A 24,256-nucleotide genomic window follows, 5' to 3' on the forward strand; every position below is an offset into this window, starting at 1 on the left:
TAAGCTTTATGCGTTAAGCAATAGGCTTTGTTATTTATATTTCTTAGTATTAAATGTATATCCAATTCCTCCCAGAACCTGTCCGAAAACAAAATCCTGGCGTGCTTTATCAGGTTTGTTATTTAATGTAGTTTTAATATCCCACATATTAATATAACCGGCTTTTCCTTCTACTCTCAGCATCCAGTTTTTCCAGAAAACTAAGTTAAGACTGGATCTGATATCAGTTCCCATACCTGCAACGTGAAAACGGTCACTTCTTTCATTTCCGAAAAGTTTTACATTACTTTTAGGAAACATAAACCCGATTCCTGCTCCATAAGACCATACTAAATCTATATTTTTCTTATGTACAAGATTTTTGTATTTCTCAAGACCTAAGTTTTCATAGTTAAGTCCGTCTGTATGTTCAAAAGTAAGGAACTTCTCATCTGCAAGGTTAACCTGCCCGTTTTGAACCATTGCTGCATATTCAGGATCTGAAATATGACCTTTGAAACCTACCGTCTGGTTCTGATCCATTACATATTTCATATGGTCTATCCCAAGTACCAATGCTAAATTGTCTTTAATAAAATATCCTATTCTGAAATTATACTGTGTTACAGTAAACCAGCTTGGATCAAAATAGACAATTCCAAATTTTGTAGGTCTGTCCTGTGCCGTTACATTATTCAGCTGAAAATCGTAACCGTTTCCGGTAAAATGGATATCAGAATTGCTATAAGCCGCTCTGTTCCATCCATAAAATACGAAAACCTGACCTTTCTTGCTTAATGGTAAAGGTTTTTCCTTTTTCTCAGCTTTAATCTGCTGTTTCTCACTCACTAAATATGACAAGTCCTCTTCAACGGATCTGTTATAATTTGCAGTATCTGTTTTCTTATTCTGTGCAAATACAAAATTCGACATCATTAAGCCGACAACCAATAATCTTTTCATTTTACCTATGCATTCTTTTCAACAGCCGGAATAGGATCTGCATAATGTGCCAATCCATAGTTTTGTGTTTGGGACAACTCTGGGTTTTTCACGTGCCACTCAAATTCATCTCTGAAGTGACGGATTGCTGCTGCAACCGGCCAAGCTGCTGCATCACCCAACGGACAAATCGTATTTCCTTCGATTTTTCTCTGGATATCCCAAAGTAGATCGATATCTTCCATTTTTCCTTCTCCTTTCTCGATTTTCTTTAAAATCTTGTACATCCATCCTGTTCCTTCACGGCAAGGAGTACATTGTCCACAGCTTTCGTGATTGTAGAATCTCGCTAAAGTCATAGTATGCTCTACAATACACTGGTCTTCATCCAAAACGATGAAACCTCCTGAACCCATCATGGTACCGGTAGCAAAACCACCATCTGCCAATGATTCATAGTTCATATATCTTGGCTCTCCATTCACTGTTCTCAGCAATAAATTAGCTGGAACAATAGGAACAGAACTTCCTCCCGGAATACAAGCCTTTAATTTTTTTCCGTCTTTAATACCGCCGCAATACTCATCAGAGTAGATGAATTCTTCTACGGTGATGGTCATATCGATTTCATATACCCCTGGTTTGTTGATGTTTCCACAAGCAGAAATTAATTTCGTACCTGTAGATCTTCCAACTCCGATTTTAGCATATTCAGCACCTGTAATATCAATGATTGGAACAATTGCAGCAATAGATTCAACGTTATTTACTACCGTTGGTCTTTCCCAAAGTCCTTTTACAGCCGGGAATGGCGGTTTTAATCTTGGGTTACCTCTTTTTCCTTCTAGAGATTCAAGCAATGCAGTTTCTTCACCACAGATATATGCTCCACCACCTCTTTGAACATAAATTTCACAATCGAAACCTGTTCCCAGGATGTTTTTACCTAAAAACCCTGCTGCTTTAGCTTCTTCAATAGCTTCTTCAAGGATATCCGGAATCCATGAATATTCTCCACGGATGTAGATATAAGAAACATTAGAACCTAAACAGTAAGATGAGATCAGCATTCCCTCGATCAATACATGAGGAAGGAACTCCATTAAATACCTGTCCTTGAATGTTCCAGGCTCAGATTCATCCGCATTAACAACAAGGTGTCTTGGAACTCCTTCAGGCTTTGCCAAAAAGCTCCATTTCATCCCTGTTGGGAATCCAGCTCCACCACGTCCTCTTAGTCCCGAAGCTTTTACTTCTTCAAGAATTTCGTCAGGAGTCATCTTCAAGGCTTTTTCAGCTGCTGTATAACCTCCCTGTTTACGGTACGTTTCAAAGTAGCGAATACCTTCTATATGTGCGTCTTTAAGTAAAAGTTTTTTACTCATTGTTTATTATGCTTTTAGCTATTGGTTTGTCACCGTTAGCTTTTATAATTATTTTAAAAATTAACTGATTTCAAATCCGGGATTCAAAATCTTTATTAGTCCAAAGCAAGTTGTCCCTGTCTGCAAAGCTCAAGGATTTCGTCTACTTTTTCTATTGTTAAATTTTCATGAAAGAATTTCCCTAACTGCATCATTGGTGCATATCCGCATGCTCCAAGACATTCAGCTGGTTTTAGTGTAAACATACCGTCTTCAGTAGTTTCTCCGTCCTTAATATTCAGTTTGGTTCTGATATGGTCAAGGATTTTTTCGCTTCCACAAACCATACAAGGTCCTGTTCTGCAAACTTCCAAAACATATTTACCTACCGGCTTCATATTAAACATGGTATAGAAAGTAGCCACCTCATATACCTCAATCGGTTGGATACTTAGTAGTTCGGCAACATAATCCATCACAGGAACATCTAACCATCCTCCGAATTCTTTCTGTGCTAAGTGAAGTACAGGAAGAAGAGCAGATTTTTGTCTTCCTTCAGGATATCTTGCGATAATTTTGTGTACCTGTGCTAAACTTTCCGGTTTAAAAGCTATTGTTTCGCTCATTTTTGAAATTTTAGATTTTAGATTTTAAATTCTAAATGAATAACGGTCTAAAATCAATTTATAATTTATAATTCAAAATTTATAATTCCAGTTATGCGTCTAATTCTCCCGCAATAATATTCATACTACACATCGTTACAATGGCATCTGAAATTACAGAACCTGTAATCATTTCAGGATATGCCTGATAGTAGATGAAACATGGTCTTCTGAAGTGAAGTCTGTAAGGGCTTCTTCCTCCGTCGCTCACAAGATAGAATCCTAATTCTCCGTTTCCTCCTTCTACAGCGTGGTAAACTTCTCCTTTCGGTACATCAGTTTCTCCCATTACAATTTTGAAATGGTAAATTAATGCTTCCATTTTCTGATATACATCTGCCTTTTCAGGAAGATAGAAGTCTGGAACATCCGCATGGAATGGTCCTTCCGGAAGATTTTCGTATGCTTGTTTGATGATTTTAATAGATTCCCAGATTTCTTGTTGACGAACCATGAAACGGTCGTAAGTATCTCCTGAAGTTCCTACAGGAATAATGAAGTCGAAATCTTCGTAGGAAGAATAAGGCTGTGCAACTCTTACATCATAATCTACTCCTGCTGCACGTAAGTTTGGACCTGTGAAACCGTAGCTTAATGCTCTTTCAGCAGAAATAGCTCCTGTACCGATGGTTCTGTCCATGAAAATTCTGTTTCTTTCTAATAAGGTACAGAATTCTTTGAATCTTGGTGGGAAAGTTTTTAAGAAGTCTTTTAATAACTCATGAAACTTAGGAGTGAAATCTCTTTCAAAACCTCCGATTCTTCCCATATTGGTTGTCATTCTAGCTCCGCAGATCTGCTCATACATATCATAAATACGTTCTCTTTCGATGAACATGTAGGTAAGACCTGTAATAGCTCCTGAGTCCATTCCGGTTACCCCGTTACAGATCAGGTGGTCACCGATTCTTGCCAGCTCCATTAAGATAACACGCATATAGTCTACACGTTTTGGAACTTTAACGCCAATCAGTTTCTCTACTGTCATGTGCCAGCCTAAGTTGTTGATCGGCGCAGAACAGTAATTCATACGGTCAGTAAGGGTAGTGATCTGAGAGTAGTTTCTTCTTTCAGAAATTTTCTCAAATGCTCTGTGGATATATCCTACCGTTTGCTCAGCGTGAAGAATTCTCTCTCCGTCCATCGTTAAGATATTCTGGAAAATCCCGTGAGTAGCAGGGTGGGTAGGTCCTAAATTGAGGGTATATAATTGTCCGTCAATCTGTTCCTTACTTTCGTACTGGTTTAGTATATTAGATAATGAGTTATCTTTCATAATTTAAATGCTTTAGGCTATAGGCTTTAGGCTTTAAGCATATCGCTTACTGCTTACTGCTTATTGCATTATTTTTATCTTCCGAACATATTATCGTCCTTATCGGTTCTGGTACCGTCTTCAAGGCGATATTCTTTCAACATTGGGTGGTATCCAAGATCTTCCATATTCAAAATAGGTCTAAGATCCGGGTGTCCTTTAAATTTAATCCCATAGAAATCATACGTTTCTCTTTCCATCCAGTTTGCCCCGGCATATAGTTCCGTAAGAGAATCTACTTCAATATTTTCTCTGGACATGAATATTTTCAGACGTAATCTGAAATTGGCCATCATATTATGCAAATGGTATACAACGCCTATTTCCTTTTCAGGGAATTCAGGGTAATGAATACCACAGATATCTGTAAGGAAGTTAAATTCCAAAGATGAATCTTTAAGATAGTGAATGATCTTCTTGATATCTTCTTTCTTTACTTCAATCGTCAGCATCCCATAAGGTTCTGAGCTTGAAATAACAGACTCCGGAAATTCTCTTGTGATTGCTTCTAATACAAATTCGTTTGTCATTTCCGTTTAGTTGCTTATGTTGTAAGAATCTAACAATTTCTGATATTCAGGCATATCTCTTCTTCTGATGCTTTCGCTTTCTGCAAGAGCCTGTACCTGCATTACTCCTTCAATGATCTGTTCAGGTCTTGGAGGACATCCAGGAACATATACGTCTACCGGAATAATCTTATCAATTCCCTGAAGTACAGAATACGTATCAAAAATACCACCGCTGGAAGCACAAGCTCCAACTGCTACTACCCATTTCGGCTCTGCCATCTGAGTATAAACTTCTTTCAGGACCGGTCCTAATTTCTTTGATATAGTTCCGCAAACCATTAGCATGTCTGCCTGTCTTGGAGAGAAAGAGTTTCTTTCCATACCAAATCTTGAAGCATCATACGTTGGGTTTAGGGTAGCCATAAACTCAATACCACAACAAGAGGTAGCAAATGGTAATGGCCAAAGTGAAAACTTTCTTGCCATCCCGATTACACTGCTCAGTTTTGTTGCGAAAAACCCTTCTCCTTCATATCCTTCGGGAGCAGGTGCATCTGTTCTTATTACTGGTTTTTTATCTGACATTTTCTTTTGTTAAATATTTAAAGATCAAAGCATTTAAAATGGATCATTTCTGATTTTTAATGATTAAACGCTCAACCTTTTAATGTTAAAATTTATTTATCCCAATCCAGCGCACCGCGTTTCCAAACATAGAAAAACGCTACGAAGAAGATCGCAACGAACGTAAGTACAGCAAGGAATCCTTCCATGCCGAATTCTCTAAAGTTTACTGCGTAAGGATAAAAGAATACGATTTCAATATCGAATAGTACGAACAATACCGCAGTCAGGAAGTACTTGATAGAAAACGGTGTTCTAGCATTTCCTTCTACAGGAATCCCGCATTCCCAGCTTTGGTTTTTTACAGAGTTTCCTTTTTTCTGCTGTGGCCCCAAGAAATGTGCCCCAAGCAAAGAAACAGCTACAAATCCTACTGCTACACCAGCCTGGATAAGGATTGGAATATAACTTTCAGGTAAATTCATTTTTGCATTATTATCTCAATTTGCAAATTTAGCGAATAAACAAGAAAGCATGAAATTTATCAGCTTAAAAGTAGGATGAAAATGAGCTAAATCGGTAATTTAGAATCAATAAAAATTAGCTTTTGGGGATTGTTTTTTTTATGGATTTTTCCCCTTTTTTTGTAGCTGTCATCAAAAAAATGTTTCTCATCCTGTGTATTGAAGATATTTTAGCTGAATTATATACAGGCTCAATAAAGCTGGTTGGGTATTTTATTTTTTCATTTTCCTTAGAACCGAATAGGCCATAAAAGAAATATACCCGAAGAGAATACTGGCAAAAAGGATGTTGATGACCGTATTTGTTCTATCATCCTGTGATTGGAAAAAGAAGTTATAGCTGATAAATCCAGCGATTAGAATAGCGAAAATAATAAGCTGTGGTTTCATAAAATTTAGAATTTAAAGTTGTTGGGATTACTTCTTACATTGTATAAAATACAGCATCATTTATTCACATCCATAGAATAGGTTCTTCTTCTCTTATGATTTACCGGATTGTAATCCTGCCATAAAAGTTGGATACTTTTATTTTCTTCCAGTTCTGGATTGGTTTCAAGGAATTTAACTCCTTTTTTTCTGAAAATATCCCAGATTTCCTTAAAAATAATAGAAGTAACTCCTCTTCTCTGGTAGTCAGGATGAATTCCGATCAGATAGAAATTAGCTCTGTCATTTTTCTTTCCTGCCTTTAAAAAGTGCCACCAGCCAAATGGAAGGAGTTTTCCTCCGGATTTTTGCAGCGCTTTGGAGTATGAAGGCATTGTAATGGCGAAAGAGACCAAATTGTTGTATTCATCAGCAATACAGACGATAAAATCTTTATCAATAAGCTTGAAATATTTTTCTTTGTAGGTTTTACGTTGCTCGTCAGAAATAGGAGTGTAAGTGGAAAGATGTTTGTAGGTCTCGTCCAGAAGATCAAACATTGGATCTACATACTGGATAATCTCTTCTTTTGTTTTGAATTTTAAAACTTTCAGCTTGTATTTTTCAGAAATAAGCTGGTTGAATTTATGGATTTTTTCAGGCAATGTTTCTGGGAAGATAATTTCAAATTCTACCCATTCTTTTTCCTTGGTCAATCCCAGGTTTTCAAGATGTTTTGGATAGTATTCGTTATTATAAATTCCAATCATAGTAGCCAGCTGGTCAAAGCCTTTTATCAGCATTCCTGCTTTATCAAGATTGGTGAAGCCCATAGGACCTTCAATTTTATCAATATTTTTTTCTTGTGCATAATCAACTGCTTTTTGAATTAATGCCTTTGAAACTTCAGCATCATCAATAAAGTCGATCCATCCAAAACGTACTTTTTTAATTCCTAATTCTCTCTCTTCCTTGTGATTGATCAGAACCGCAATTCTTCCTACGATCTTATTGTTTTTATAAGCCAGGTATTGTCTGGCCTCTGAATATTGAAGTGCAGGATTTTCATCAGCATTCCAAATGTTGATTTCGTCATTAATAAAAGACGGAACATAGTAGGGATTGTTTTTATACAAATCCATCGGAAACCTTACGAATTGCTTGAGCTGGCCCGCTGTTTTTACTTCAATAATTGAAATTGTAGACATGTTTTTTGAGGGGAATTAAAGGACAAATATAAATAATAATATCTTATACTTTGGCACAGTTTTTATATCATTATGGATAAAAATTAAACACAAAATCTATATAAAATGGCGGGTTATTATATCATTATTGGTATTTCAATGCTGGTGAGCTGGTGGGTTTCGTCCAGGTTGAAATCGAAATTTGAATATTATTCCAATGTACACCTCAGAAATGGCCTTTCGGGGAAAGAAGTAGCGGAAAAAATGTTGAGAGATAACGGGATCAATGATGTTCAGGTAATATCGGTTCCCGGGCAGTTGACGGACCACTATAATCCGGCAGATAAAACAGTGAACCTTTCTGAAGGGGTTTACATGCAGAGAAATGCAGCTGCAGCCGCAGTAGCAGCTCATGAATGCGGACACGCAGTACAGCATGCCGTAGGATACTCTATGTTGAATTTACGTTCAAAACTGGTTCCTATTGTTAATATAAGTTCCAATCTGATGCAATTTGTCCTTATAGCGGGTATCGCGGTAATGGCTGCTTCAAGAACGATGGAAAATCCCAATGGAAATACAACAGTTCTTGCCATTGGTGTTGCGATGTTTGCCGTGACAACTCTCTTTGCTTTTGTAACACTTCCAGTGGAATATGATGCAAGTAACAGAGCGATGAAATGGCTTAAAGATACAGGAACTGTAACAGCAGAGGAATTTGTAGGAGTACAGGACAGTCTGAAATGGGCCGCAAGAACTTACGTGGTGGCAGCCTTAGGATCGCTGGCACAACTTCTTTACTGGGGTTCATTACTTCTTGGTGGAAGAAGGGATTAATCATTAAATTCAAATGAAACATATTGCATCTCGGAGAGTTTTTCCGAGATGTTTTCTTTTTGTGCAAGCTTCAGTGAGGCTGTAAGGATACAGTTTTCGTTAGCATCAAAATTCAAAACCTTGGCATCAAATTTTGAAAGCAGGGTGAATATTGTATTCTGCTGATTAAAATTAAACTGAATCTCTATCTCTGTTTCCAGCTCACGGGTAATGATCTGCGCTTCTTCCAATGTGATCTTTGCAGATTCCTTATAAGTCTTTACCAAGCCTGAAACCCCTAGTTTGGTTCCTCCATAATAACGGACAACAATCACAAGAATATTGGTAACCTCATTCGCTAGCAGCTGATTATAAATAGGTAATCCTGCACTTCCGGAAGGTTCACCATCATCATTGGCACGGTAATTTTCACCATTTAATCCCATTCTGAAGGCATAACAGTGGTGAGTGGCTTTTGGATGCTCTTCTCTTATTTTTTCCAGTGCGCTTTTTAGTTCTTTTTCATTGGTTACCGGGAAAGCAAATCCGATAAACTTGCTTCCTTTTTCCTTTAAAAGAGTATTTTCTATAGGTTTTTCTATGGTTTTGTATTCAAACGTCATTGTATATTCCGGCTTTAATTATGCAAAAATATTAAATGGTTTAGTATTCTGCATCATGATCATAAATTAAGCCGTCAGAATTTGACGGCTTATCTATTTTTTAAATGTAAAATTATGCTCTTACATTACATCTCCGCACAGATCCATTGGAATCAGGCACATATAGCTTGTTGGTCCGCAAAAATCCTGAGGACAATTATCTCTGCATCTTGTAGGTTGCCCGGTAGGTAGTATGCATGTTACAAAAACACCTCCTTTGATGATTTTCATATTAGCTCTGGATACCTTTTTAAAATTTTTCATGATAATATTTTTTTGTTTGATTAATTTGATAATATTAGCATGGGAATGTTCCGTCTACCCAAGGTGGTGGACAGCTCATACTTGAAGGCGTTGCACAGCAATGCTGTAATGAAGGTGGGTAGAATGAGCAGCATTCAGGAGCATTTCCTCCGTTTACTTTCTTTAAACTCTGTCTTGAAACTTTCTTTAAATTTTTCATGGTAATTTTTTTAGTGAAACTAATGTAAAGAAATTATTTCATTAAGCGGTGATAAAGTGCTTTTATTTTAGTCTGAAGAAAGAAACTGTATTGTCTCTGAAATTTTCAATTGTAGTGGCCGTATGATTGAATTCTGGTGCTTTTGTTCCGTTTTCCAGCTTCAGATTTTCGTTTCTGATGACAATAGCTTCGTCCCAAAGATCAGCATTAATGAACTGTTGCAGTGTGAAAAGGCCGCCTTCAATAATCACAGACTGTATCTGCTCTTTATATAAAGCTTCCATAAGTTCAGGCAGAAAACTCTCCTTATTGATTTTAATAAATTGAATAGGCCCTTCATTACCTTCTTTTACACCATTTAAAACCAGTGTCCTTGCTTCATTATTGTAAATATTGAAATTGGAAGGAACTTTTAAATCAAAATCGATCAGAATTCTGACAGGGTTTGTTCCTTCTGCATTTCTTACGGTAAGACTTGGATTATCATTTAAAGCGGTTTGGGTTCCTACTAAAATAGCATGTTCGTCGGCTCTTAACTGGTGGACAAACTGATTCACGAGGGTGTTGGAAATAGCCGTTGGTTTAAAATCTTTATCCAAAAAACCATCACCGGATTCTGCCCATTTTAAGATGATGTAAGGTCTTTTCTTTTCATGGTAAGTGAAAAACCTTTTATTAAGTTCAATACATTCTGCTTCAAGAATTCCTGAAATGACTTCAATTCCTGCATCCTGAATGATTTTCTTTCCTTTACCATTGACTTTATCATGGGAATCCATAGCGCCAATAACCACTTTTTTAAATCCTAATTCTTTAATTTTTAAAGCACAAGGAGGTGTTTTTCCAAAGTGCGCACAGGGTTCTAAAGATACATAGATAGTGGATTCGGGAATAAGATTCTTATTTTTAACAGAATTGATGGCATTAATCTCAGCGTGGTTTTCTCCGGCTTTATGATGATAACCTTCACCAATAATTTCACCGTTGTGTACAATCACGCTTCCTACAAGAGGGTTGGGGTAGGTGTTACCAAGAGCTTTTTTGGCCAGCTCAATGCATCTTTTGATATAGAGTTCGTCGTTGTTCATATTTATAAAAAGAAAAAGCGAAGACAAATTGCTTTGCTCCGCCTTTATTTATTTTGTTATCTATTAATCTCCGCTGATAATGCTGTGAAGATTCTGCTTTAATGTTTCCAGATGGGCTTTTTTCTCATCAATAGTGTTGTAAGTGTCTCTTAAAAGAGGGTTTTCCCTTGATGGCTTGTTGAAGAAAGAAAGGTTGTTTTCCAGTTTTACAATTTCAGCTTCAAGATCAGAAATCTGGTTTTTGATCTTTCTGGCTTTGTCAGTAAGTTGGTTTTCAGACAGACCTTCTTCTTTCAGTTCAAGTTCGTTGATTTTGTTTATTTTCAATTTCTCTCTTAAGGTCTTATTGAATTCAGAGTTGATTGAAATTTTATCTCTCGGAACTTTCCCTATGTTGTTCCATGATGTTTTAATCTGCTCAATTCTTTCAATACTGCCTTCTTCATTGGAAACCAGTTTCAACTCATCAAGAAGAGCTTTTTTATTTTTATAATTTTCTTTCCAGTTATCGGTGGAAGTATTGCTTTTCTCTCTGTAGTTGTTGAAGAACGCATTACATGCATCACGGAATTCATCCCAGATTTTGTTGGTCATGCTCTTTGGAACGTGGCCAACTTTTTTCCAGTCTTCCTGCAGTTTTTTGAATAATGGAACTGAAATATCCCATTCTTCATTGTTCATATTGTCCTGTGCCGTCTGGATCAGTTTTAATTTCTCTTCAAGATTTGCTTGCTGCGAACCTTTCAACGATTTGTAATAGTTATTTTTCGTTGTATTGAAACCTCTAAGTGTTGTTTTGAAATCATTCCAGTTTTGATTGGATAATTTTCTTGGAACGCTTCCGGTTTTTAAGAATTCAGAACGCAGATCTTCAACTCTTTTGATGGCATTTTGCCAATAGTTGTGATTAGGAGTTTCTGATGGCTCAGAAAGCTTCTTGATTTCAGCGATGATCTCGTTTTTCTTTTCAAGATTTACAGTCTGTTCTTTTTCAATAGAAGCAGAAAGTTCGGATTTTCTCTCGTGAATTTTGTTGGAAATTTCTTTGAATTCTTCCCATGTTTTTTCACGGAATTCCTCTGCAACAGGCTCAGCTTCTTCTTTCCAAAGCTTATGAAGATACTGAAGTTCGTTTAAAGCCTTTTGGATTACCGGTTCGTTTTCCAGTTCTTTAGCACGGGCAATGATATGCTCTCTCTTTTCCAGGTTATGGCTGTATTCCTGCTCCAGAAATTCTTTATTCAAATCCAGCATCTGATAAAATTGATTCAGGTGGTGGAAGTAGTTGTTGTTAAGAATTTTGAATTCAGATTTTGCAACCTGTCCGGCTTTTGACCACTCTTCTTTAATTTCACGGATGGATTTGAAAAGATTGATCCCCGGTTCAGAATTAGTATATAGATTTTTAAGTCTTTCAATAATGCTTTGGCGGTGTTCAAGGTTTTTCTTCTGCTCTTCTTCCTGTCCTTTCTGGAAGCTGTCATGTTTTTCCTTGAAAATATTGACCAAAGCGGAATATTTAGTTTGAGAAGGATGTTCATAGCTGAAGTTTTCAGCAGGATTTCCGGCTTCTACATATTCGTGCTTTTTATCCTCCACTTCATCATGGATATAGTGACTTGCTTTTTCCTTCAGCAGGTTGAATCTTTTGAAATTCTCACCGGCGTTGGGAGTGTTGATGATTTTTTCCATTTCCTTTAAAGCATCAGCCAGGGAAACTTCTACCTCTTCATGTTCTTCCAGGTGTTCTGCATCCTCTTCATGTGGGTTTGCATCATGAGAAACTGTGTTTTCTGATGTGTCCTGAGATACTTCGTTAGGATTGTTCTTTTCTTCGTTTTCAGAAAGATTGTTTTCTGTAGTCATAGCAAATCTTTTATGTGAGTGGCGTTTATATCCTTTAAATATAGCTTTAAGGCCAATTAAAGCACTAATTTATGTTATTTTTTTTGAAAATTCCAAATTTCCCAAGCTTTTTCTGCTTGCTGTTCAAGCATATAATATCCGTTCACAGTCTTTGCTCCTTTTTCAGAGGCATTGATGATGAATTGGGTATAGTTGGGATTGTAAATCAGATCGATGATCAGATGTTCAGAAGAAAGCCCGTCAAAAGGAAAATTCAGACAGTCTTTAACATTCGGGAAAGTACCTACCGGTGTACACTGAATAATTATTTTGTGCTTAGCAACGGTTTCTTTATCAAGGTTTTCAAAATTGATTTCCGTATTTCTGGAAATGGTTATAGAAGGAATATTGTGTTTATCTAAAGCATATTTTACAGCTTTTGCAGCGCCGCCGTTTCCTAAGATCAGTGCTTTGTCTTGCGAAGGGGTTTTGTGTAAAAGAAGGGTCTTTTCAAATCCGTAAGCATCCGTATTGTAGCCTGTTTTTTTGCCATCCTGGATAAGAACACAGTTTACGGCACCTATTTTCTCTGCTTCATCGCTTAATTCATCAAGATAATCAATGATTTTTTCTTTGTAGGGAATGGTAACATTGAATCCTAAAAGATCCGGAGAAGCAAAAAGGTTTTCCACTTCATTGATTTCGTTCAGATCAAAAATATCATAGGAGAAGTTCTTTAGCATGAGCTTTTGGAACTTGTTTTCGAAGAATTTTTTAGAAAAAGAGTAAGAAATGTTTTTTCCTATCAATCCTAATTTTTTATTGGAATCCATAGATCAAATGTAAAAAAAAGACCGGATAAATCCGGCCTTTGGTTTTAAATATTTTTTAATAATTAATCTACGATAAATTTAGTAGAGAAATTATCTGTTTTCAGAATGTAAGTTCCTTTTACAACACCTTTAAGGTTGATTTTATTTGAATGTTTGAAAGGATTAGCGATCGTTTCAATTAATTTTCCTGAAAGATCATAGATATCAGCTTTTGAAATTTTGCTAAGATTTTCACCTTTTACAAATAATTCATTGTTTTTTACCGGGTTAGGGTAAATGGTGAATTCTGATTTGCCTTTTTGGTTTTCAGCAGTTCCTAATGTACCAAAACATGCCCAGCTCAGGTCATCCAGAGCAACTCTGTTGCTAGTAGAAGAGTTTGTCAGCTTAATAACAACATTTCCGCTTACGTTGATATTGTTAAGAGTAGTGGTAGTTACAACATTGCTGTAAGGAATACTTCCTACATTCACATCGTTTACAAAAACATTGATGGTTCCTGCGTTTCCAGAGAATTTCAGCTGAGTTGTTAAAGTTAAACTCTGGATTCCGCTTGAAAGTGTTGAACTTGTTAAGTTACCATTTCTGATTGTGATGGCTTTATTGTTGATGGTCTGGTCAACTCTTGAGTCTGTAGCCGTCCATGAAATTCCGTTATTCGTCCAGGTTGCTGTCAGATAAGTGTTTGCTGCACCTGTAATCATTTCAAAATCCTCTGTTCCACAGCTTCCGCCTCCGACAGGCGCGTCAAGAGTAGTTGCTGTAGCTGTTGTACTTTGTGGAGAAGAGTTTCCGAAAGCATCTTTAGCAATTACATAGAAAGTATATTGAGTAAGTGGAGCTAATCCTGATACAATGGTAGATGTTGTAGTACCGGAAACAGTTGCTTTTAAAGTGCCGTTAGCGTAAACCTGATAAGAAGTTACTCCTACATTATCGGTAGCGGCTGTCCAGCTTACAGCGATAGAGTTTGAAGTAGGGTTGTTGGCAACAAGGTTGGTTGCTGCAGTAGGTGCCTGGTTATCAATTACCGGAGATCCCCAGATTTGAGAAACATATTCAGGGTGATCAATGAAAGGGTTTCTGTTTCCCTGGTAAGTATAAGAAGCATTGTTTCTTGCAATTTCTTCAGCAGATACAGGATCCATTGCATTCCACGCTAAATATTGATTAAGCGCCCAAGGCTGTAGTCCTGGAAATGCTGTGTTGCCAAGCATGTCTCCGGAAGTGAAATTGGGAAGTTTGTCTTCATATCTTGTCACAAAATAAAAGAACATTCTGGCAATATCTCCTTTGAAGGCATCAATGGGCTCAAATACAGTACCTGAGTATCCTGCTGATACTGATGTACCTAATTTTGATCCGTTTTTAGAGATGAAAGAAGTAGCACCAACAACTCCGAAAGGGTAGTTGGATCTCATTCCGTTTACTTTTCCATCTGTAGCACGGATAAAATGAATATCAGCTACCATAGGAGAAGCACTGTTGAATAAGCTCTGAGGAATAACGTGTTCTCTGTTGTAGCAGTCGCCTTCATTAGAGTAGCCACTAGATCCACATTGATTAGTCCCCAGTGTGAAATTGTACTGGTCCGGTCCATTTGGATTTTCAGAATAAATATCCAGAATAGTTCCGTCATTTTCATAAAAATAATCACGGTCAGTGGTAGCATAGCCTGTCCACAAGCCACCATAGCCATTATCTACATGTCCATTGGTGATAATGTTCTTAAGAGCTGTTTTAAGAGCAGCACCTGTTAATCCTGCTGGCTGATTATAATATCCTGCCGGAGCCTGTGCTAAAGCGCTGATAAATGTTACGCTTAACAGAAAAAAAGATAAAATTTGTTTCATTTTTTAAAATTGGGGCGTAAAGGTACGAAAAAATGAAACCGAAGTATATTAACTTAATGTAATATACAAACTTAGTAGATTAATTTTTAGTGATGTATTCTTTGCTTATTTTTGAAAAGAACCATGAAATAGAGATTCCAAACAGAGAAGCTGTAAGGGCTACGATAAGGTAATTTTTGCCTACAATTTTTACCGGGAATGGCAGAACTTCATTGGCTCTGAAAAATTCTGTGTAAAGCTGGAAATAGCAAAGTGCTGTTCCAAGAATCAATCCGGTAATGACCCCGGACACAACAATAAGAAGTCCGGTGTAGAAATAGGTCAATCTTAAATGGCTTAAAGGAAAGCCGAGTGAAATCAATGATTTTGCCTGTTCCTTTTTATCAAGCTGAAGGATAATGATCGCTCCGGCAAGATTGAAAGTGGTAATAAAGATAACCAGTGCAAAAATCAGGTAGATAAAAAGTTTTTCAGTGTTGATCATTTTCCAGAAAGCGGCATTTTCCTCTTCCTTCGTTTTGATCTCAATATTTTTTCCGAGAGAAGAAAGCAGGCTCTGTTTTACAGCATCTGCATTTTCCGGATTTTTTAGTTTAATAACGATCTGATAAGCTGATTTTTTGGGAAGGCTAAGTAATTCTTCCGCAAGCTCAATAGGAGAGATAATATAATTGTCCAGCTGATCTTTCCCTGGAAAAACACCTGTTACTGAAATATCTCTTTTATTATAGATGTCTTCTTCTTTATTGATAATTCCTGTTCCCGGTTTGGGCATAAAAACTGTCGCATAATGGTTGGAAGAATCCACAGGAATTGATAGTCTGTTATCCAGACTATTTTCCATCAATACTTCATTAGAGTATTTGAAGCTAGGATAAGTTCCGTAGAAAACATCTTTATTGATGGGATTTACTTTGATGTAAGCAGAATCAACACCTCTTAAATAGGCAATATCTCCTTTTCCGTTGAAGCTGATGTATACTTTTTCTTCAATAATACGGGAGAAGCTGCTGACTTCCTTATTGGTGCTTAATACTTTATTAACGGTATCCAGATTTTTAATGGTTTTTCCGGAAGCGCTCTTTAAAGTAAGGTCAGCATGAAGATTAGAAATAAGATCTTTATTCAGATCCTCAAGACCTGAAAAAACAGAAATAATGACGAACATTGCAGCCACAGCAACCGTCATGGCACCTACGGCCAGCCACGTAATGAACGTAACAGCAGTACTCCCTTTTTTAGCCAAAAGGTATCTGGATGCTATGTAAAATGCAATATTCTTCAAGATTTATAAAACAGGATTGTCGCCTTCGCCTCTTAATTCTCTCTCCAGTTTTTCAACATCATCCAGAGCAGTGTCAAGGTAGAAGTTAAGCTGTGGAATGATACGTACCTGTTTTGACATTTTCTGTCCGATGAAATTTCTGTATTGAGGTTTGTTTTCTTCAATCTCTTTCATCACAGCGGTACGGAATTCCTGTGGGAAAATGCTTAAATAAATCTTAGCAATTCCTAAGTCAGCAGTTACTTTTACATCTGAAACAGATACTAAAATGCTCTGTTTACTTTCTGCAGCCTGTTTGCGGAAAAGCTCTGCGAAGTCTTCCTGAATAATCTGTGCTACTTTTCTTTGTCTGTTACTTTCCATAATTTCTGCAAATTTAGTACTTTTGTTTGAATTGATACTTTGAAATTCAACTGGAGTATCAAATTTACGATTTAATTATATTTATTAGTATTTATGAAGCTAGAACATATTGGTATTGCCGTAAAGTCTTTAGGAGTTTCTGATGAGCTTTTTGCCAAATTATTGGGAAAAGAATCCTATAAAAAAGAATCTGTAGAAAGAGAAGGGGTTGTAACTTCTTTCTATGAAACGGGTGAAAGTAAAATTGAGCTGTTGGAAGCCAGTAATCCTGAAAGTCCGATCTCAAAATTCATCGATAAAAAAGGCGAAGGCATCCATCATCTGGCATTTGGGGTTGAAAATATACTGGAAGAAGTGAAAAGACTGAAAAAAGAAGGATTTCAGTTTATCTCAGAAGAACCGAAAGAAGGTGCTGATAATAAATTAGTTGTCTTCCTACACCCGAAGTCTACAAACGGCGTGCTGGTAGAACTTTGCCAAGAAAAGCAATAAAAAATTTTGTAGTGAAAGAAATTTTACTATTTTTGCAAACACAAAATTTAACCAAGTTTTGAGGTCCTATAGCTCAGTTGGTTAGAGCACCTGACTCATAATCAGGTGGTCCCTGGTTCGAGCCCAGGTGGGACCACAGAAAATCAACCGCTTACGTTATGTGAGCGGTTTTTTTGTTTCCTTAAGGTGAATGTATAAAATTTTATTGATTATCTTCTGTTTTTACAATATTAAATGCTGTTTTGTCATTGATGATCAGATGTCTGTAGTCGATATATGATTAATATGTTTTCTTTAAAAAAATGAATATTTTTGTAGAGTATAGAAAAATTAATGAAACAGATATCCTTACTTTTATTTACATTTCTTTATAGTCTCTTTTTTACTCAAAATAGAATAGATAGTTTAAGACTATGGAATTTTGAAGAGTTAAAAAATAAATTTACCATTTATGATGAAGCTAACAAAAAGTTAGAAGCCAGAGCTGTTTCTCAATACTATCTAACAAAAGCAAAAAAGCAAAAAAATATCCTCGAAATTGCAGAAGGTTATAATCTTATTCATTTAACTGAAGATTTCCCATTAGCTTTAAAATATATTGATAGTTTGGCCATGATTACAAAAAATGTGAAAGGAGATGTATATCCTGCCAGAACATTTATCATAAAAGGAAATCTATATTATAAGTACGATAACTTAAAAGCCGCTCTTGATAATTATATTTTAGGTTTAGAATATTCGAAAAAGCATAAAAATCTAAAGCAGATAGCTTATGCAAATATGAATATTGCCTATTTAAATAGTTATATGGGAAGAAATAAAGAAGCTGCAAAAACTTTCAGATATCATTTATTGAATTCCCAAAATATAACAGATGAATATCAGCATGATCAAATGCGGGTAAGTCTAGTCTATTGCTATTTAAAGATAAATAAAATTGATTCTGCCAATTTTTTTATTCAGGAAGGGCTAAATTCTCCCTTTGTACAAAAGAATAAATATAATATGAATCAATATTTATATTTATCTGGTCAATTGAATCTTACAACTAAAAATTATCAGTTAGCTATTGCTGAGCTAACAAAGGCATATACTTACTTTTCGAGCATTAATGATAACAATCAAAATTATGTATTATACAGCCTTGGAAAATGTTATGAAGGATTGAATAATAAACAGGAGACCATAAAATATTTCACGCAAATAGATGCTAACATAAAAAAAACAAATATTACCTTTCCAGAATTAGGAGATGTTTATACTTTTCTAATAGATTATTATAGGGAAAGTGGTGATAAAGAAAAACAACTCTATTATATTGACCGTTTTCTAAAAGTTGACAAAAAACTTAATGAACAATTTAGATACTTATCAACAGAGCTGCACCAAAAATACGACACTCCAAATCTTCTACAAGAAAAAGAAGATATAATAAACGAATTAAAAAATAAAAAAACATTTTTGTATGTTTCTGTTAGTATTTTAATATTAATATTATTCTTTCTTACCTATTTTTATTATAAATCTAAAAAAGCTGAGAAAAAACATCAAAAAATAGCTCAGAATTTGATTCATTTAATTGAAAAAAGAAGTCCTGAAACAATTCAACATCAAAACGGAAAACAAATAGAAATATATCAGTCGATAAAAGATGAAAGCGGCAACAAAACAAATAAAACTATTCCTGAAGAAGTTGTTCAATCTATTTTAAAGGATTTAGATACTTTTGAAAATAAACTTCATTTTTTAAAAAATGGTATTACATTAACAAGTCTGGCAAAAAATATAAAAACAAATACTGGCTACCTGTCAGAAATCATTAATAACCACAAGGACAAAAATTTCACAACTTATCTTAATGATTTACGTATTGATTATGTTTTAGACCAACTTGTACAAGATAAAAAATTTCGTTCTTATAAATTACCGGTTATTGCAGAAGAAATAGGTTATAATAACGTACAGGCATTTTCGATTGCATTTAAGAAAAGGACAGGAACTACTCCGTCTATTTATATTAAAGAGATTGAGAAATCAATTTCGAATTGAAATAAAACATATATAGTTTTAGTATAGAACGTATTTTCTACATAATTCAAATATTTTTATTTAATAAAGATTTACTTAAGAATCAGAACCGGTAGATTGTACCTGTCAAACTGACTTATAATACTTAGAAATTGATTATGATCAACAGGAGTTGCCCAGCCAGTGACTCTATTCTGAATTCCTGGGTTTTTATCCAGAGAAATCTCACTTTCAAAAACCAATGTGTTGTTCGAGTAGACGTACATCTTACTTTGTATTGTTGAAACATCCGCACTGTTATATTTGAATTTACAATTAAGTAGATTTTCTATTACTGATGAATTACCAGATTGTAAAACTTTCCATTTTGGGATTGTGGAATCTATGTTTTTTCTGTCTTCATGGGCTAAGACAATATATACAACTACATTTTGAGAATTTTTTAATTCAGGAATATCCTTTAATTTAAATATCTGGTCAGGTTTAAAATTAATAGGTTCGGGATCTTTTATAGCTGCTAAGGATATTATCATTGGGTTATAGAAAAAATATCCTACGACTAAGAGGAATAGTGAAAGAACAATTTTTTTTGTCATACAATTTTATCACAATTATTAGTGTCGTGAATGTAATAAAAAACAGAATACCTTTTTAGAAACTGTATATAAATTTCCATTCTTATTTTCCTTAAAAGAGACATTCTCTGAATTTAAATTTCCTATGCATAACATTAAACATTTGTTTAAAAAACCATAAAATATAGTTAAAACTCAGTTAACAGCCTTCTTTCACAGATACCGTTGCTTTGCAAAAAAAGTAATGATGGAAAACAACAACCAATTCAACAGAAGAAGATTTCTTAAAAATTCACTATTAGCAGCCGGAGGAATTTTTCTTGCTCCTTTAATTGAAAGTTGCAGCGACGATTTTACTGAAAATGGGAATGCCCCCGATGATCTTAAAAACGGAGGCTTTGAATCCGGAGTAGCGAGCTTTGATCCAAGTGCAACGGGAATCATCATCTGGACAAGGTATTCTAAAGGTGCTGATGCGGAAATTACATGGGAAATCAGTAAAAACAGCAATTTTTCAGAAGTGGTAAGAAGAGGGCAGGCCAATGCAACAGGAGTGAATGACTTTACAGTAGCAGTGGATGTACAAAATATTTCTTCCAATACAAAATATTACTACAGATTCTATAATAGCAAAACCAAAGAGGTGAGCGTGACAGGAGAAACTCTTACTTTACCTTCAAAATCAGATGCTGTCAACGAAGTGAAGATGGCAGTGGTGTCTTGTTCTAATTTTCCGGCCGGACTTTTTAATGTCTATGGAGCGATTGCCAAATCTGATGCTGACGTAGTGGTACACCTTGGAGATTATATCTATGAATATGCTCCGGGACAATATGGCACAAACCCTTATACCAATCAATTAGGAAGAGCCCATCAGCCAGCTAAGGAAATTCTTAACCTCAGCGATTATAGGGAACGGTACAGACAGTACAGAGGAGATAAAAACCTTCAGCTTCTTCACCAGAAAAAACCTTTCATCTGTGTTTGGGATGATCATGAGTTTGCTAATGATACTTATAAAACAGGAGCAGAAAACCATCAGCCTAATGAAGGAGATTTTCAGGCAAGAAAAATGGCTGCTTTCCAGGCTTACAGTGAATATATTCCTCTTAAGACGGGGAAAGATATGAGAATTTACAGAAGTTTTAATTTCGGAAATATTGTTTCTCTTTATATGATGGATACAAGGGTAATAGCACGCGATAAACAAATGGATTACTCAGACTATCTGGATAATACAGGGAACTTTAACCAAATACAGTTTAAAACAGATTTCCTAAGTACCAGCAGAAAACTGATCGGAAACGAGCAGATGTCATGGCTGAGTTCTCAGATTAATGGTGATACTGCAAAATGGAAGGTATTGGGACAACAGATTTTAATGACTAAAATGATGGTTCCTGCAGAACTTCTGATGCTGCTGAACCAGATTTTAGCAGAGATAAAACAGCACGGAAGCGCACAGCCGGCAACGATGCAGGCTCTTCAGAATACGATCACTCAGCTGATTATTCTTAAAACAAGATATCAACAGCAGGATCCTACATTAACGCCACAGGAAATTGCCAGAATCACCACTACTTTACCTTATAATTTAGATGCATGGGATGGATATTTCATGGAAAGAGAACAGCTCTATTCTGTTCTTGCAGGAAAAAATGTAGTGGTATTGGCAGGAGATACCCATAATGCATGGTTGGGAAAACTAACCGATGCTCAAGGGAAATTTATCGGAACCGAACTGGCTTGCAGCTCCGTTTCTTCTCCGGGATTGGAAGGGTATCTGGGAATCTCCTCTGATCCTACAAAAGCAATAGAACTGGCTCAGGCATTTTCATTATTGATTGATGACCTTGATTATGCCAATCTCTATAAAAGAGGTTATCTGCATGTGAAATTTACAACGGGAAGTTCTGTAGCAGAATGGAGATTTGTAGACAATGTTATCTCAGATACGTATAATACAACTACAGAAAAAACATATACAATTTCATAGTTTCAATTTAATCATATCTTATTTTCAATTTGGTAAAAAGAGTCATGGTGTGCCACTGTGGCTCTTTTATATTATAAACTTTTTTCGTATCTTGAACAGATGCAAGAGGATGTAAGAAAAGATTTTTTGCCGTTAGTCTCTAAGTCATGGTGGTTCATGACCTGGTTAACCAGAACATTGGCTGTACTTTTATTATTGGTGATGTTTTTAGTGTTACTGGTATTACCTGTTATCATCTGTAAAAATATTACGTTGCTTGTTGTAGTATCGGTGTTATACTATCCGGCCTTAGGTTTTGGTTTATACCGTTTTATTATTTATCAGAAGACAGTCAGAAAAAAAGAAGTTAGACGGATTGTTGTGGATGATAAGGGAGTTCACTACGAAAGAAAAAATGGAACGATAGACAGAGTTTTTTACCAGGATCTGGAAAGATATAACCTTGCGGATGAATATGATGTAAGCCTTAGCCCCAGAAATAAAATCTATGTATTGAAGGTAAAATGCAATGAATCTGTAACATATGTGGACTTTGATGGAGTGGATGCCGGCTACAGTAGCTATATTGTAAATCTCAAAGCTTTACGAAGGAAATATATTCAGGGAATCGTTTACTTCAGGCCGGATCTGCGTATCAATCCCTCCGTTTATTCTGCGTACAATATCAATCCTGTAGATTTTACATTCGATAAAAAGACGTATTGGACGATGTTTGCAAAAACTTTAGCTGTATTGATTCTTTTATGTTCAATATTGGGAGGTATTATGCTAGGGTTGGCCAAATGGTTTTCTAATGATTAGATTCATTTAAACTAAGAATCATCAGTAAAAATTTTATCCTCAATCAAATTTATTTTCACATCTCAAAATCTTATGCTTATATTTATTTTTCTTTTAAATTTTGTTTTCAAAAAATAGAGACTTAATTTAAAATTAATAGAAAAAGCAATGGTGGAAAATTTTATTTATTATTTAGGTTTGGTCCTTGTTATTATCGGGGCCATTATGCTGGCTAACCGATTGAAAGTAGCATATCCTATCATACTGGTTATTGCAGGACTTCTTATCAGTTTTATTCCCGGATTGCCGGTGTTAAGAATTGATCCTGAACTGATTTTTATTATTTTCCTGCCCCCGCTTTTATACGAAGCCGCATTTGCCGTATCCTGGAAAGAAATATGGAAAATGAGGCGGATTATTACCAGTTTTGCCTTCATTGTAGTTTTCCTTACGGCAATCTCTGTAGCTTTTGTAGCGAACTCATATATCCCCGGATTTTCACTGGCGTTAGGATTTGTATTGGGCGGAATAGTATCACCACCGGATGCTGTAAGTGCCGGAGCTATTTTAAAATTTGTAAAAGTTCCTAAAAATCTGTCTACCGTTTTGGAAGGGGAGAGTTTATTCAATGACGCTTCCTCACTGATCATTTTCAGATTTGCAATGGTGGCGGTAGCTACAGGACAGTTTATATGGCAGGATGCAGCCACCAGTTTTGGATGGATGGTCTTTGGAGGTCTGGGAATTGGAGTTCTATTGGCTTTTGTATTCCTTAAAATTGAAAAGATATTTCCTACCGATGTTAATATGGATGCTATTCTTAGCTTGGTTGCTCCTTATGTGATGTATATTGCCGCAGAAGAAGTTCATGCATCGGGAGTATTGGCTGTAGTGAGCGGTGGGTTATTCCTTTCCGTAAGAAGACATCAGATTTTCAGAACTTCACAATCTAGATTAAGAGGTTCCAATGTTTGGGAAAGTTTCGTATTTCTGATCAATGGAATTGTTTTTTTACTGATCGGGCTTGATCTTCCGGAAATTATGGTAGGTTTAAACAAAGAAGGGATAAGCCTGTCCGATGCTGTCGGTTACGGACTGTTGATTACAGCAGTACTGATTATTGTACGTTTTCTGTCATCCTTTGGCGCTGTTTTTGTGACGTTGATTATGCGGAATTTTATCAATGTAGCAGACAGAGATCCGGGAATGAAAGCTCCGATATTAATGGGCTGGACGGGAATGCGCGGGGTAGTTTCTCTTGCAGCAGCGTTATCTATTCCTGTTGTGATGGAAAACGGTCAGCCTTTCCCACATCGTGATCTCATTCTCTTCATTACATTTATTGTGATTCTTGCCACGTTGATTATTCAGGGGCTTACATTACCTGCTTTAATTAAAAAACTCAATTTATCTGATGTAGGAAGAGGATATATGTCTGAAGAAGAATCTGAATATTTTCTGAGAAGAGAAATGCGGAGGGTAGCATTCAGACATCTGGATGAAAATTATAAAGAAAGAAGAAGCGAAAATGAATATTTTAGCAAACTGATGGACCGCTGGGAGCAGGAAGATAAAGAAGACTCTATTCACAAGCTTTCTGAAGAAGCGAAAACAATCTATTTTGAAACTATCGAACAGCAGAGAATCTGGCTTCGGGAAGAAAATAGACGAAACCCGAATATTGACGAAGAATATATAAGACATTATTTAACAAGACTGGACCTTGAAGAAGAAAGGCTCAGAATGTAAAAATCAA

Annotated in this window: 25 protein-coding genes and 1 tRNA gene; 7 read left to right on the top strand and 19 right to left on the bottom strand. The window is 35.9% G+C overall.

The features are described from left to right. Nucleotides 1–30 precede the first annotated feature (30 nt). The 9 genes from FW780_RS18350 to FW780_RS18385 form a co-directional block, all read right to left on the bottom strand. A complete protein-coding gene (locus FW780_RS18350; RefSeq protein WP_174774476.1) occupies nt 31–942 on the bottom strand; it encodes a hypothetical protein in 912 nt (303 codons plus the stop codon). 5 nt (nt 943–947) lie between these two features. After that, nucleotides 948–2,306 carry an NADH-quinone oxidoreductase subunit NuoF gene (gene nuoF, locus FW780_RS18355; protein ID WP_047423995.1) on the bottom strand — a complete coding sequence of 453 codons (1,359 nt, stop codon included), beginning with the start codon at nt 2,304–2,306 and terminating at the stop codon, nt 948–950. Nucleotides 2,307–2,401: 95 nt separating this feature from the next. Continuing rightward, entirely contained in the window at nt 2,402–2,911 is a 510-nt protein-coding gene (locus FW780_RS18360; protein ID WP_047423997.1) for an NADH-quinone oxidoreductase subunit NuoE family protein, read from the bottom strand. Between the two features lie 91 nt (nt 2,912–3,002). Further along, nucleotides 3,003–4,226, bottom strand: coding sequence for an NADH dehydrogenase (quinone) subunit D (gene nuoD / locus FW780_RS18365; RefSeq protein WP_047096007.1), 1,224 nt, complete (start codon nt 4,224–4,226; stop codon nt 3,003–3,005). Between the two features lie 74 nt (nt 4,227–4,300). Further along, complete coding sequence (locus FW780_RS18370) at nt 4,301–4,795, bottom strand: NADH-quinone oxidoreductase subunit C (RefSeq protein ID WP_047424001.1); 495 nt, start codon at nt 4,793–4,795, stop codon at nt 4,301–4,303. Between the two features lie 6 nt (nt 4,796–4,801). Further along, nucleotides 4,802–5,362, bottom strand: coding sequence for an NADH-quinone oxidoreductase subunit B (locus FW780_RS18375; protein ID WP_002983540.1), 561 nt, complete (start codon nt 5,360–5,362; stop codon nt 4,802–4,804). Between the two features lie 92 nt (nt 5,363–5,454). Next, a complete protein-coding gene (locus tag FW780_RS18380; RefSeq protein WP_047377762.1) occupies nt 5,455–5,826 on the bottom strand; it encodes an NADH-quinone oxidoreductase subunit A in 372 nt (123 codons plus the stop codon). Nucleotides 5,827–6,078: 252 nt separating this feature from the next. Further along, a complete protein-coding gene (locus FW780_RS22500; RefSeq protein ID WP_167510753.1) occupies nt 6,079–6,255 on the bottom strand; it encodes a hypothetical protein in 177 nt (58 codons plus the stop codon). 56 nt (nt 6,256–6,311) lie between these two features. Further along, nucleotides 6,312–7,442: a GNAT family N-acetyltransferase gene (locus tag FW780_RS18385; RefSeq protein WP_149835116.1), complete on the bottom strand. Its 1,131-nt coding sequence runs from the start codon at nt 7,440–7,442 to the stop codon at nt 6,312–6,314. A 105-nt stretch (nt 7,443–7,547) separates the two neighbouring features. Here FW780_RS18385 and FW780_RS18390 point away from each other — a divergent pair, with 105 nt between their 5' ends. Continuing rightward, nucleotides 7,548–8,258, top strand: a complete 711-nt coding sequence (locus FW780_RS18390; RefSeq protein WP_142719845.1) for a zinc metallopeptidase — start codon at nt 7,548–7,550, stop codon at nt 8,256–8,258. Here the strand turns inward: FW780_RS18390 and FW780_RS18395 are convergent. The 9 genes from FW780_RS18395 to rbfA form a co-directional block, all read right to left on the bottom strand. Further along, a complete protein-coding gene (locus tag FW780_RS18395) occupies nt 8,255–8,860 on the bottom strand; it encodes an IMPACT family protein (protein ID WP_149835117.1) in 606 nt (201 codons plus the stop codon). The genes FW780_RS18390 and FW780_RS18395 overlap by 4 nt on opposite strands. A 120-nt stretch (nt 8,861–8,980) precedes the next feature. Next, on the bottom strand, nt 8,981–9,163 hold the full coding sequence (locus FW780_RS18400) for a bacteriocin-like protein (RefSeq protein WP_149835118.1): 183 nt from the start codon (nt 9,161–9,163) through the stop codon (nt 8,981–8,983). 34 nt (nt 9,164–9,197) lie between these two features. Beyond that, nucleotides 9,198–9,362 (bottom strand): bacteriocin-like protein, encoded by a 165-nt coding sequence (locus FW780_RS22505; RefSeq protein WP_167510754.1) that lies wholly within the window; start codon nt 9,360–9,362, stop codon nt 9,198–9,200. 62 nt (nt 9,363–9,424) lie between these two features. Then, the gene (gene ribD, locus FW780_RS18410) at nt 9,425–10,450 is read right to left on the bottom strand and encodes a bifunctional diaminohydroxyphosphoribosylaminopyrimidine deaminase/5-amino-6-(5-phosphoribosylamino)uracil reductase RibD (RefSeq protein ID WP_149835119.1); all 1,026 of its coding nucleotides are present in this window, start codon (nt 10,448–10,450) and stop codon (nt 9,425–9,427) included. Nucleotides 10,451–10,513: 63 nt separating this feature from the next. Further along, nucleotides 10,514–12,316, bottom strand: coding sequence for a DUF349 domain-containing protein (locus tag FW780_RS18415; RefSeq protein ID WP_149835120.1), 1,803 nt, complete (start codon nt 12,314–12,316; stop codon nt 10,514–10,516). A 74-nt stretch (nt 12,317–12,390) separates the two neighbouring features. After that, on the bottom strand, nt 12,391–13,128 hold the full coding sequence (locus FW780_RS18420) for a shikimate dehydrogenase family protein (protein ID WP_149835121.1): 738 nt from the start codon (nt 13,126–13,128) through the stop codon (nt 12,391–12,393). Between the two features lie 62 nt (nt 13,129–13,190). Beyond that, on the bottom strand, nt 13,191–14,981 hold the full coding sequence (locus FW780_RS18425; RefSeq protein WP_149835122.1) for an endonuclease: 1,791 nt from the start codon (nt 14,979–14,981) through the stop codon (nt 13,191–13,193). A 79-nt stretch (nt 14,982–15,060) separates the two neighbouring features. Further along, nucleotides 15,061–16,266, bottom strand: a complete 1,206-nt coding sequence (locus tag FW780_RS18430) for an ABC transporter permease (protein ID WP_149835123.1) — start codon at nt 16,264–16,266, stop codon at nt 15,061–15,063. 3 nt (nt 16,267–16,269) lie between these two features. Further along, entirely contained in the window at nt 16,270–16,629 is a 360-nt protein-coding gene (gene rbfA / locus FW780_RS18435; protein WP_047377769.1) for a 30S ribosome-binding factor RbfA, read from the bottom strand. A gap of 93 nt (nt 16,630–16,722) precedes the next feature. Between rbfA and mce the strand changes: the two genes are divergently transcribed. The 3 genes from mce (at nt 16,723) to FW780_RS18450 (ending at nt 19,170) form a co-directional block, all read left to right on the top strand. After that, nucleotides 16,723–17,121 (top strand): methylmalonyl-CoA epimerase, encoded by a 399-nt coding sequence (gene mce / locus FW780_RS18440; RefSeq protein ID WP_126653567.1) that lies wholly within the window; start codon nt 16,723–16,725, stop codon nt 17,119–17,121. Nucleotides 17,122–17,183: 62 nt separating this feature from the next. Continuing rightward, nucleotides 17,184–17,257, top strand: a tRNA-Ile gene (locus FW780_RS18445). A 197-nt stretch (nt 17,258–17,454) separates the two neighbouring features. Then, the gene (locus FW780_RS18450) at nt 17,455–19,170 is read left to right on the top strand and encodes a helix-turn-helix domain-containing protein (RefSeq protein WP_149835124.1); all 1,716 of its coding nucleotides are present in this window, start codon (nt 17,455–17,457) and stop codon (nt 19,168–19,170) included. 71 nt (nt 19,171–19,241) lie between these two features. Here the strand turns inward: FW780_RS18450 and FW780_RS18455 are convergent, their stop codons facing one another. Then, nucleotides 19,242–19,745 (bottom strand): hypothetical protein, encoded by a 504-nt coding sequence (locus tag FW780_RS18455; protein ID WP_149835125.1) that lies wholly within the window; start codon nt 19,743–19,745, stop codon nt 19,242–19,244. Between the two features lie 223 nt (nt 19,746–19,968). Here FW780_RS18455 and FW780_RS18460 point away from each other — a divergent pair, with 223 nt between their 5' ends. The 3 genes from FW780_RS18460 to FW780_RS18470 all read left to right on the top strand — a co-directional run bounded on the left by FW780_RS18460 (nt 19,969) and on the right by FW780_RS18470 (nt 24,249). Then, the gene (locus tag FW780_RS18460; RefSeq protein ID WP_149835126.1) at nt 19,969–21,720 is read left to right on the top strand and encodes an alkaline phosphatase D family protein; all 1,752 of its coding nucleotides are present in this window, start codon (nt 19,969–19,971) and stop codon (nt 21,718–21,720) included. A 156-nt stretch (nt 21,721–21,876) separates the two neighbouring features. After that, a complete protein-coding gene (locus FW780_RS18465; RefSeq protein WP_149835127.1) occupies nt 21,877–22,521 on the top strand; it encodes a hypothetical protein in 645 nt (214 codons plus the stop codon). A 147-nt stretch (nt 22,522–22,668) separates the two neighbouring features. Continuing rightward, a complete protein-coding gene (locus tag FW780_RS18470) occupies nt 22,669–24,249 on the top strand; it encodes a Na+/H+ antiporter (RefSeq protein WP_149835128.1) in 1,581 nt (526 codons plus the stop codon). The last annotated feature ends 7 nt before the right edge of the window (nt 24,250–24,256 follow it).

This window comes from Chryseobacterium sediminis, from assembly GCF_008386505.1.
Classification (GTDB): Bacteria; Bacteroidota; Bacteroidia; order Flavobacteriales; family Weeksellaceae; genus Chryseobacterium; species Chryseobacterium sediminis.